Source organism: Spirillospora sp. NPDC127506 (assembly GCF_040302145.1).
Classification (GTDB): domain Bacteria; phylum Actinomycetota; class Actinomycetes; order Streptosporangiales; family Streptosporangiaceae; genus Spirillospora.
This window is the reverse complement of sequence record NZ_JBEORG010000002.1, coordinates 343,575-352,819: the sequence shown is the minus strand read 5'-3', so window position 1 is coordinate 352,819 and position 9,245 is coordinate 343,575. Positions and strand designations below refer to the sequence as shown.

Annotated in this window: 11 protein-coding genes and 1 riboswitch; of the genes, 6 read left to right on the top strand and 5 right to left on the bottom strand. The window is 68.7% G+C overall.

Annotated features, from left to right (window positions below; genetic code table 11):
* From ABTW95_RS04340 to ABTW95_RS04330, 3 genes are all read right to left on the bottom strand, one after another.
* On the bottom strand, positions 1-578 hold a 578-nt coding region (locus ABTW95_RS04340; protein WP_500224476.1), incomplete at its 3' end, for a transposase.
* Positions 579-799: 221 nt separating this feature from the next.
* The gene (locus ABTW95_RS04335) at positions 800-985 is read right to left on the bottom strand and encodes a DUF397 domain-containing protein (RefSeq protein WP_500224473.1); all 186 of its coding nucleotides are present in this window, start codon (positions 983-985) and stop codon (positions 800-802) included.
* A complete protein-coding gene (locus ABTW95_RS04330; protein ID WP_500224472.1) occupies positions 976-1,950 on the bottom strand; it encodes a helix-turn-helix domain-containing protein in 975 nt (324 codons plus the stop codon). Before ABTW95_RS04330 ends, ABTW95_RS04335 begins: the two co-directional genes overlap by 10 nt.
* A 17-nt stretch (positions 1,951-1,967) precedes the next feature.
* On the opposite strand from ABTW95_RS04330, the gene ABTW95_RS04325 reads away from it, so the two are divergent.
* Both ABTW95_RS04325 and ABTW95_RS04320 read left to right on the top strand, forming a co-directional pair.
* Entirely contained in the window at positions 1,968-2,369 is a 402-nt protein-coding gene (locus ABTW95_RS04325) for an ATP-binding protein (protein WP_500224470.1), read from the top strand.
* The gene (locus tag ABTW95_RS04320; RefSeq protein ID WP_396448893.1) at positions 2,348-2,725 is read left to right on the top strand and encodes a hypothetical protein; all 378 of its coding nucleotides are present in this window, start codon (positions 2,348-2,350) and stop codon (positions 2,723-2,725) included. The genes ABTW95_RS04325 and ABTW95_RS04320 overlap by 22 nt, the downstream gene beginning before the upstream one ends.
* 67 nt (positions 2,726-2,792) lie before the next feature.
* Here ABTW95_RS04320 and ABTW95_RS04315 read toward each other — a convergent pair whose 3' ends face one another.
* Entirely contained in the window at positions 2,793-3,047 is a 255-nt protein-coding gene (locus ABTW95_RS04315) for a hypothetical protein (RefSeq protein WP_500224466.1), read from the bottom strand.
* 290 nt (positions 3,048-3,337) lie between these two features.
* Here ABTW95_RS04315 and ABTW95_RS04310 point away from each other — a divergent pair, with 290 nt between their 5' ends.
* A complete protein-coding gene (locus ABTW95_RS04310; RefSeq protein ID WP_500224464.1) occupies positions 3,338-4,087 on the top strand; it encodes an FkbM family methyltransferase in 750 nt (249 codons plus the stop codon).
* 245 nt (positions 4,088-4,332) lie between these two features.
* Here the strand turns inward: ABTW95_RS04310 and ABTW95_RS04305 are convergent, their stop codons facing one another.
* Complete coding sequence (locus tag ABTW95_RS04305) at positions 4,333-6,168, bottom strand: acyl-CoA dehydrogenase (protein WP_500224462.1); 1,836 nt, start codon at positions 6,166-6,168, stop codon at positions 4,333-4,335.
* 281 nt (positions 6,169-6,449) lie between these two features.
* Here ABTW95_RS04305 and ABTW95_RS04300 point away from each other — a divergent pair, with 281 nt between their 5' ends.
* From ABTW95_RS04300 to ABTW95_RS04290, 3 genes are all read left to right on the top strand, one after another.
* On the top strand, positions 6,450-7,787 hold the full coding sequence (locus tag ABTW95_RS04300) for a UDP-glucose dehydrogenase family protein (protein WP_500224460.1): 1,338 nt from the start codon (positions 6,450-6,452) through the stop codon (positions 7,785-7,787).
* A 34-nt stretch (positions 7,788-7,821) separates the two neighbouring features.
* A riboswitch (guanidine-III (ykkC-III) riboswitch) is annotated at positions 7,822-7,884 on the top strand.
* 34 nt (positions 7,885-7,918) lie between these two features.
* A complete protein-coding gene (locus ABTW95_RS04295) occupies positions 7,919-8,245 on the top strand; it encodes a DMT family transporter (RefSeq protein ID WP_396448899.1) in 327 nt (108 codons plus the stop codon).
* 152 nt (positions 8,246-8,397) lie between these two features.
* Positions 8,398-9,183: a sporulation protein gene (locus ABTW95_RS04290; RefSeq protein WP_500224456.1), complete on the top strand. Its 786-nt coding sequence runs from the start codon at positions 8,398-8,400 to the stop codon at positions 9,181-9,183.
* Positions 9,184-9,245: the final 62 nt, after the last annotated feature.

Below are 9,245 nucleotides of genomic sequence, written 5' to 3'. Positions count from 1 at the left end.
GCCAAGGCTTCGGCGACGAACCGCTGCGCGCCGCGGGCGTCGGCGGCCTTGCCCCGCCGCAGCCGCACCCCGGCGATGACCGGGCGGGCGATCGGGGTGCAGATCGTGGCCAGCAGCGGATGCAGGGTCCGGACCCCTTTGAACCGCCCGATCTGCGCGCCCTGCTTGGCCCGGCCGAACACCCGCTTATGGGTGGAGTCGACGTCGATGAAGGCGACCTGGTCGGCGCCGGGCAGCAGCGGCGCCCGCCGGGCCAACTCGCCCAGCAGCCGGCGGTGCACCGCGTGCAACTGCAGGACGTGCCCGTGGGTGAACGACCGCAGGAACGTGCCCAGCGTGGAAGGTGCCCGGACCCCGTCGAACGCGGTCGGCATCGCCCCATGCCGCAACCGGTCGGTGTCATCGATGCTGTCGGCTCCGGCGCACATCGCCGCCACCAGCGACATCACCTTCGCCGCCGGGGCGGCGCCGGCGCTGTTGCGCGCACCGCCGATGCGCAGCACCTCGGCCGCCAGCTCGGGCAACCCCGCCCGCTCGGCCAGCCGCACCACCGGCACCAGCCCGGCATCGGCGATCAAGTTCGGCTCGTCGAACGCGGCAGCCACCGCCGATGAGACATGAGAGGATTGCACTTACGGGATGCCTCGTTGCTTCTGCGCTGCTGGACCTTAGACAAGCCCATCATCGCAGGCCACGGGGCATCCCTTTTGTCGTTTCCGCAACCTGAACAGCAATCACCCGGTGGATCGAGGCTAAAGCCGTGTTGTCTAGCGCCCCGCCACCTAGGCAGAATGTTGGGCTAGAGACTCTTGAGAGAATGAACAAAAGATTGAAAATCGCTGTGACTGAGGATGAGCTTGTGGCCACCGGAGTCCTTGCTGTCGCGAATTGCAACCAACTCGTCATTGGATGCCACCTCAATACAAGCATCACCTGACTCGTTGCTACGGGAAGCCTTCCTCCAGACAGCCGCATTCAGGTCCATCTTTCTTCGATAACCTTTCTGATCAGGGCTCTCGTGTCAGATGCATTCAACGCTTCAGCTTGAAGCGTCGCCATGGTTTCGTTCACTAGAGCTACTTCATTGGGAGAGGTAGAGGTCTCACCTCCGTAAGCCTTCGCCGTGTAGACGACCTGCCGCTGATCCGGCAGGGTGGCGATCACAAAGGTGGCCCAAACGTTCCGAATGTATTTGATCGGCGCGATCTGTATATTTATTTTCTCTCGATAAGACAGCTCGATGAGGTGCTCGAGTTGCTTCCTCATCACCTCCTTACTGCCTACTTCGCGATAGAGCACGCCCTCGTCCATGACGACCGTCACCGCCGGTGCAGGATCGCGGTCAAGTATCTCCTGACGGCGCATCCTGTTCTTTACGGCATCTTCATCGTTCAGCAGGACTCGCGCATAGTCCTCTATTTGGAACAGGCCGTGGACGACTCTCTCCTCGTAAGCGCGGAGCATACTGGCCGACTGCTCAGCCTTTGGGAAGTTGGCAAAGAACTCGGGGTACTTGTCGGACTTGATCGATTCTAGTAGCTCGTCCCACGTTTCGGCGAGGGTCGTACCGGACTTGAGCGCACGGTCGAGACGCAGAGCAGTCTCCCGGCGGCAACGCGTCCGGCCGCACTCGATCTGCGTGATGTAACTGCGGGTCACGTTCACCAGGTCAGCGAGTCGCTGCTGGTTGAGCCCTGCGGCCTTGCGAAGGCGGCGCACCTCAGCACCGAAGCTCTGAAACTCGGGCTTGATCCTCTGCATCGTCACGCCCCTTCCGATCCACGGCACTAAGCGCGGCACCAGATGTGAGTGTTTTGGTACTCCTCTGCGGGTGCCCAGGAATCTTACGCCGCGCCATGGCTTCATGGTGTTCGTTCGATAACACAGGGTGATAGCGGCGGGTACTTCCGGTTTGGTGGGTTGGCCCGGTTCGAGATCAGCCTTCGTCATGGCTGGAGGGTTCACCGATGCCCGCAGTACTGCTCGCGCCCGAGGAGCCGGTGCCGCTCGTCCTCGATCCATCCGACGAGGCACCCGCGAAAGCGCGCCGCTACCTCACCGACCGGTTTCGCGAACTCGGGCACGCCGACGACTTCCTCGGCCGACTCGTGGTTACCGAGCTGGTGACCAACAGCTACAAGCACGTCGGCGTCGGGCACATCGTCGTGCGCGTCTACCCGGACGTGCGCGAGCCGCTCACCGTCATCGAAGTCTGGGACGAGAGCACCGCCCTGCCCGTCGTCCAGGGCCGGGACGACGACGCCGAGAGCGGGCGCGGGCTGCTGCTGATGGCCGAACTCGTACACGACTGGGGCGTCCGGCCGCTCAACGAGAAAGGCAAGATCACATGGGCTCGCTGCGCCCGCTGAACGTCCGGGCGGGCCGCCACCTGCTGGGGTGGCGGACCCGGCTCGGCCGCTCCACCGCGATCCGCAACCTCGACCTGCTCGCCGTCGCCCTCCAGGTCAAGAGCTACCGCTACGTCAAGCTCTACCAGGCCGTCGAGTTCCCCACCCGCCCGCCGGTGCTGTGGGTCTTCGCGTTCAGCCCGGACGACCACGCCCGGGTGGCGGTGACCGTGCACGCCACGCCCGGCCGGGGCTGGGCCTACTACGAGGCCGGGCGCGGACGGCACGGGTACCTCTGCCCCTGCGGCGACGCCAAGAACGCCGTCGAGCAGGTGGAGGCCGTCCTCAAGCACCGCATGTTCCCGTCCACCTGGTAGCGCGGCCGGAGGCAACCCGATGACCCACATGCCCGAGGCGTGGTACGACCGGCCGCCGCAGGCCCGCTCAGCGCCCGCGCCAGCACCGTCCGCGCGTCCGGGCGGACGCCTGGAACTGGATTTCGACATCGACCGAGCCCTCGATGACCTGTGCCGCGTCTTTCCCGGTATCTGCATCTGGCACGGCGAGTTCACTGGTTCGTTCTGGGCCCTCCTCCCGGACCGGCTGGTCGAGGCCAGGACGCCCGCAGTTCTGGCCCGGCAGCTCCGCGCCGCTCTGCCCGTGCCCCGCCAGCGTCCCCGCGCCGAACCTGATCCCCATGCGCGCGGCCCTCGGACGTCCACCCGCCGCGCGGACGGCACCTGGACGCCCGCGAAGTCCCCCGCTCGGCGACCGGCGCCACGCGAGAGGCGTGGCCGTCGTGTCGTCCGCCGGCTCCTGACCATCTGCCTCCACCTGACGCCGGTGGGTCCATTCCCGTGACCGCCGGCCCGCGAAAGCCCGCGCGCTCTTCGGGGCGGCCATGAGGTCCGGCCGATGGCCTCGGTGACGGCGCGGCCCACGTGACGACCCTTGGCGGGGATCGGGGAGGCATCCGTAGATTGGCCTGCGTGGGCGGCTATGACCTGATCGCGTACGCGGGCAACGCGGAGGACGTGGTGCTGATGCGCGCCTTCGCCGGCCACCGGGAGGGGTTCTTCGTGGACGTTGGCGCCGGGGAGCCCGCGAGCGGCTCGCTCACCAAGAACCTTGTGGACGGCCTGGGCTGGCGGGGCGTCAACATTGAGCCGCTGCCCGAGCGCCACGCACGGCTTCGACAGGCCCGGCCCGGCGACGTCAGCCTGTGCGTCGCCGTGGGAGACGAGCCGGGGACAGCAACGTTCTTCCGGGTGGTCCCCGGGAGCGGGAAGAAGGGCGGCGGAGGTCTCAGCACCCTGCGCAGGGAGGTCCTGGAGAGGCATCTCGCGGACGGCTGGCGCCATGAGGAACTGCGCGTCGAGGTCGTCACCTTGGAGACGATCCTCGCCGCGTATGCGAAACCGGGCTTTGACCTGCTGAAGGTCGACGTGGAGGGCGCCGAGGCCGCGGTGCTGCGGTCGGCGGACCTTCGGGCGTGGCGACCGCGGGCCATCGTGGTCGAGGCGACCGTTCCGCTGACGGCCCTGCCAAGTCATCAGGAATGGGAGCCCGACGTCCTGGCCGCCGGATACGAACTGGCGCTCTTCGACGGTCTCAACCGCTTCTACGTCCGAGATGACGAGCCTGATCTACGTGAGCGGCTCGCGGTGCCCGCGAATGTGCTGGACAACTACATTCCGTACGCGTGCGCCGTCCGGGCGGGGCTCATTGAGCCAGAGTGAGCAGCTCCGGATGGCAGTCGCGTAGCCGACGAGTGATCCACGCGCCGTCGCTGCCGGCCAGCCCGAGGGACGGGGCGTCGATGAGGCGGCGCAGCATCATCAGCGGTAGCAGCGCGGTCAGGGCGTCCTGGTCGACAGCCTCAACGGCTCGGCGCCCGCCGTCCCTATGTCGACTTGCGGCGTGTTGCCCTTATCCAGGCGTCCATAAGGGCAACACGCCGCAAGTCAACGGGAGCGGCGCGGGGTTAGAAGGCCGCCTCGTCCAGGTCCATTACGTCGAGGGTCGTCGCCTCGGTGATGGCGCGGTCGGAGGCGAGGCGCGGGAGCACCGTCTGGCAGAAGAACTGCGCGGCCGCGACCTTGCCGCTGTAGAACGCCTTGTCGGAGTCGGACACGTCGCCGCCGCCGAGCGCGGTCAGCGCCACGTCCGCCTGGCGGAGCAGCAGCCAGCCGACGATGAGGTCGCCCAGGCCGAGCAGCAGGCGGGTCGTGTTGAGGCCGACCTTGTACAGCTCCTTCGGGTTCTCCATCGAGCCGAGCGCCCACCCGATCATCGGGTTGAGGATGCCCTGGACGTCCTCCAGCGCGCGGCCGAGCAGGGCACGCTCGTTCTTCAGCCGGCCGTTGCCGGCGTCGGACTCGGCGAACGCCTTGATCTCCCCGGCGAGCACCTTCAGCGCCTCGCCGTTGTCCCGCAGGATCTTGCGGAAGAACAGGTCCTGGCCCTGGATCGCGGTCGTGCCCTCGTACAGGGTGTCGATCTTGGAGTCGCGGATGTACTGCTCGATCGGGTAGTCCTGCAGGAAGCCGGACCCGCCGAGCGTCTGCAGCGACTCCGCGCCGAGCAGCGCGTACGCCCGCTCGGAGCCGAAGCCCTTGACGATCGGCAGCAGCAGGTCGTTGATCTTCTCGGCCTGCTCGTCCTTGCGGCCCTCGTACTCGGCGATCTGCACGGCGTCCTGGTAGGACGCGGTGAGCAGCACCAGCGCGCGCATGCCCTCGGCGTACGCCTTCTGCGTCATGAGGCTGCGCCGGACGTCCGGGTGGTGGGTGATCGTGACGCGCGGGGCGGTCTTGTCCGTCATCTGCGTCATGTCCGCACCCTGCACGCGCTCCTTGGCGTACTCCAGCGCGTTCAGGTAGCCGGTCGACAGCGTCGCGATGGCCTTGGTGCCGACCATCATCCGGGCGTACTCGATGACGAGGAACATCTGCTTGATGCCCTCGTGCACGTCGCCGACCAGGTAGCCGACCGCGGGGTGCTTCTCGCCGAGGGTCAGCTCGCAGGTCGTGGAGACCTTGAGGCCCATCTTCTTCTCGACGTTGGTGACGTAGGCGCCGTTGCGCTCGCCCAGCTCACCGGTCTCCAGGTCCACCAGGTACTTGGGGACGAGGAACATCGACAGGCCCTTGGTGCCGGGGCCGGCGCCCTCGGGGCGGGCCAGCACCAGGTGGAAGATGTTCTCGGCCATGTCGTGCTCGGCCGAGGTGATGAAGCGCTTGACGCCCTCGATGTGCCAGGTGCCGTCCGGCTGCCGGATCGCCTTGGCGCGGCCGGCGCCGACGTCGGAGCCCGCGTCCGGCTCGGTCAGCACCATCGTGGCGCCCCACTGCCGCTCAAGGGCCAGCTCGGCGAACCGCTTCTGCTCGGGCGTGCCGATGTACCACAGGATCTGGGCGAAGCCGGGGCCGGAGGCGAACATGTAGACGGCCGGGTTGGCGCCCAGCACCTGCTCGGCGACGGCCCAGGTGAGGGAGCGCGGGGCGCCGCTGCCGCCGAACTCGGGGGCCAGGTCGAGGCGGTACCATTCGGCGTCCATCCACGCCTTGTAGGACTTCTTGAAGCTCTCCGGCATCTCGACGGTGCCGGTGGCGGGGTCGAACTTCGGCGGGTTGCGGTCGGCGTCCTCGAACGAGTCGGCGAGCGGCCCCTCGGCCAGCCGGTTCACCTCGTCCAGAATGCTGCGCACGGTGTCCTCGTCCAGCTCCGCGTACGGGCCGCGGCCGAGGAGGTCCTGGCGCCTGAACACCTCGAAGAGGTTGAACTCCAGGTCCCGGAGGTTGCTCTTGTAGTGCCCCATTCGAGACTCCGTTAAGTCCGGCGGCGGCCGGCGGCCCCGCTTTCGTACTGACTAGTAACTCAACATCATGCTACCCGCTGGTAACCAGTGGCAACCACCCGAAGCGCCCGGATTCGGGGGATGCAGGCCACATCGATACCACGCCCGGCCGTCCGGCGTGACGCAACTCACAAGGTCGGGCAGGGGGCGCGAACCGGGCAGCGGCCCCTGCCGCGCGCCGCCGGACCGTGGTGGGAAGATCGACCGGGGGCGCGACCACCGTGAGGCACGAGGAGGTGCTTATGAGCCAGGAGGAGACCGGCTCCCCGAGGCTGACCGTCATCGGGACCGGGTACCTCGGCGCCACGCACGCCATCTGCATGGCCGTGCTGGGCTTCGAGGTCCTCGGCGTGGACGTCGACCGGCACAAGATCGACCGGCTGGCGTCCGGCGAGGTCCCGATCTTCGAGCCCGGGCTGCCCGAGCTGCTCACCAAGGCGCTCGACTCCGGCCGGCTCCGGTTCACCACCTCCTTCGCGGAGGCCGGCGCCTTCGGCGACGTCCACTTCGTCTGCGTCGGGACGCCCCAGCAGGCCGGTTCGGACGCCGCCGACCTGACCTACGTGGACGCCGCCGTCCGCTCCCTCGCCCCGCACCTGCGCCGCCGCGCCCTCGTCGTCGGCAAGTCGACCGTGCCGGTCGGGACGGCCGAGCGGCTCACCGGCCTCGTCCAGGAGCTCGCGCCCGCCGGGAAGGAGGTCGAGCTGGCGTGGAACCCCGAGTTCCTCCGCGAGGGCTTCGCCGTCGACGACACCCTGCGCCCCGACCGGCTGGTGTTCGGCGTCACCTCCGACTGGGCGCACGAGCGGCTGCGCGCGGCGTTCAAGCCCGTCCTCGACCTCGGCACCCCCGTCATCCGCACCGACCTCGCCACCGCCGAGCTGGTCAAGGTCGCCGCCAACTCCTTCCTCGCCACCAAGATCTCCTACATCAACGCGATGGCGGAGGTCTGCGAAGCCGTCGGCGCCGACGTCAAGGACCTCGCCGACTCGCTCGCGCTGGACGACCGCATCGGCGGCAAGTTCCTCAAACCGGGCCTCGGCTTCGGCGGCGGCTGCCTGCCCAAGGACATCCGCGCGTTCGCGCACCGCGCCGAGGAGATCGGCGTCGGCCAGGCCGTGTCGTTCCTGCGCCAGGTGGACGACATCAACCGGCGGCGCCGGGCGCGCACCGTCGACCTCGTCCGGGAGCTGCTCGGCGGCGACTTCGCCGGCAAGCGCATCGCGGCGTGGGGCGCGGCGTTCAAGCCCAACTCCGACGACATCCGGGACGCGCCCGCGCTGGACGTCGCGCGCACCATGCACGGCCTCGGCGGGGACGTCCGCGTCTACGACCCGGCCGCGCTCGGCAACGCGCGCGCCGCGTTCCCCGAGCTGCGGTACGGCGGCAGCGCCTTCGACGTCGCCCAGGACGCGGACGTCGTCGTCCTGCTGACCGAATGGTCCGACTTCCGGGAGGTCGACCCGGCGGCGCTGGCCCAGGTCGTCCGGCACCGCCGCATCGTGGACGGCCGCCACGCCCTCGACGCCGCGGAATGGCGCAAGGCGGGCTGGGAGTACCGGGCGCTGGGACGCTCCTGACGGGAACACCCCGCGTCAGGGGGCCGTTAAGGCCGGCGAGGGCCTGGAGCCCTCCCGGACGAGGTGCGCCGTACCCGGCAAGCGAAGACGACGCGCGACCACCGCCGTCTCGCACCGGGAGCAGCACAGCCATGGCATGGATCCTCGTCATCGTCGCCGGCCTCTTCGAGGTCGCCATGGCCCTCTGCCTGAAGGGCAGCAAGGGCTTCACCGAGCCGCTGCCGTCCGCCGGCTTCCTCGTCTTCGCCGTCACGAGCTTCGGGCTGCTCAGCCTGGCGCTGAAGAGCCTCGACGTCGGCACCGCCTACGCCGTCTGGGTCGGGATCGGCGCGGTCGGCACGGCCGCGCTCGGCATGCTCGCCATGGGCGACCAGATCTCCGCCATCAGGATCGGCGCGCTGGCGCTCATCATCCTCGGCGTCGTCGGCCTCAACCTCGCCGGAACCGGCGGGCACTGACCCGCCCCGACCTGCGCCGGGACGGCCGATCGTGGCCACCGAACGCGGCGATTCGCAGGTCACGGCAAGTCCCCCGGAACGTAATGTCCCGTAACAGCGTCTATGGGACGAGAAAGAGCGCGGGGAGTGCTCCGACACGGGAGGGACCGACCTTGGTCTTCAAGAAGCTGCGGCAGGCGATGGGCATCGGCGGCCCGTCGATCGAAACCATCCTGCACGACCCGAACACGTTGCCCGGCGGCGTCATCACAGGCGAGATCACCATCATCGGGGGCCAGTACAACTCCGACATCAAAGCGGTGAACCTCGCCCTCCGCACCAGGGTCGAGATCGAGTCGGGCGACAACGAGTACACGTCCAACCTGGAGTACGCGAAGATGCCGGTCGCGGGCAGCTTCAGCCTCCAGGAGGGCGCGCGGCACAGCATCCCGTTCCAGATGCCCATCCCGTGGGAAGCTCCCCTCACGCACATGTACGGGCACCCGCTGCACGGCACCACGGTCGGCATCGCGACCGAGCTGGAGGTGGCGGGGGCGCTCGACCCGGGCGACCTCGACCCGATCGCCGTGCACCCGCTGCCCGCGCAGGAGCGCATCCTCGCCGCCTTCTCCAACCTCGGCTTCCAGTTCCGCAACGCCGACTGCGAGAAGGGCCGCATCTGGGGCGTCCACCAGGAGCTGCCCTTCTACCAGGAGATCGAGTTCTACCCGCCGGGCCAGTACGCGCGCGGCATCAAGCAGCTCGAAGTGACGTTCGTGTCGTACCCGCAGTCCATGGAGGTCGTGCTGGAGCTGGACAAGCGCGGCGGGGTGTTCACCGAGGGCCACGACGCGTTCAGCCGGTTCACCGTCGACTACGCGAGCGTGAACCACACCGACTGGGAGCGGCAGCTCGACGGCTTCCTGCAGGAAGCGTGCCGCCGCCGCGGCTTCTTCTAGACGCCGCTTCCCGAACGCCACCGCACGGTCCCCTCCGCGATGTTGATCGCGGAGGGGATCGC

Coding starts and splice junctions, on each gene's coding strand:
- ABTW95_RS04335 (WP_500224473.1), bottom strand. CDS start 985: ATGGACCTGAATGCGGCTGTCTGGAGGAAGGCTTCCCGTAGCAACGAG.
- ABTW95_RS04330 (WP_500224472.1), bottom strand. CDS start 1,950: ATGACGAAGGCTGATCTCGAACCGGGCCAACCCACCAAACCGGAAGTA.
- ABTW95_RS04325 (WP_500224470.1), top strand. CDS start 1,968: ATGCCCGCAGTACTGCTCGCGCCCGAGGAGCCGGTGCCGCTCGTCCTC.
- ABTW95_RS04320 (WP_396448893.1), top strand. CDS start 2,348: ATGGGCTCGCTGCGCCCGCTGAACGTCCGGGCGGGCCGCCACCTGCTG.
- ABTW95_RS04315 (WP_500224466.1), bottom strand. CDS start 3,047: ATGGGGATCAGGTTCGGCGCGGGGACGCTGGCGGGGCACGGGCAGAGC.
- ABTW95_RS04305 (WP_500224462.1), bottom strand. CDS start 6,168: ATGGGGCACTACAAGAGCAACCTCCGGGACCTGGAGTTCAACCTCTTC.
- ABTW95_RS04300 (WP_500224460.1), top strand. CDS start 6,450: ATGAGCCAGGAGGAGACCGGCTCCCCGAGGCTGACCGTCATCGGGACC.
- ABTW95_RS04295 (WP_396448899.1), top strand. CDS start 7,919: ATGGCATGGATCCTCGTCATCGTCGCCGGCCTCTTCGAGGTCGCCATG.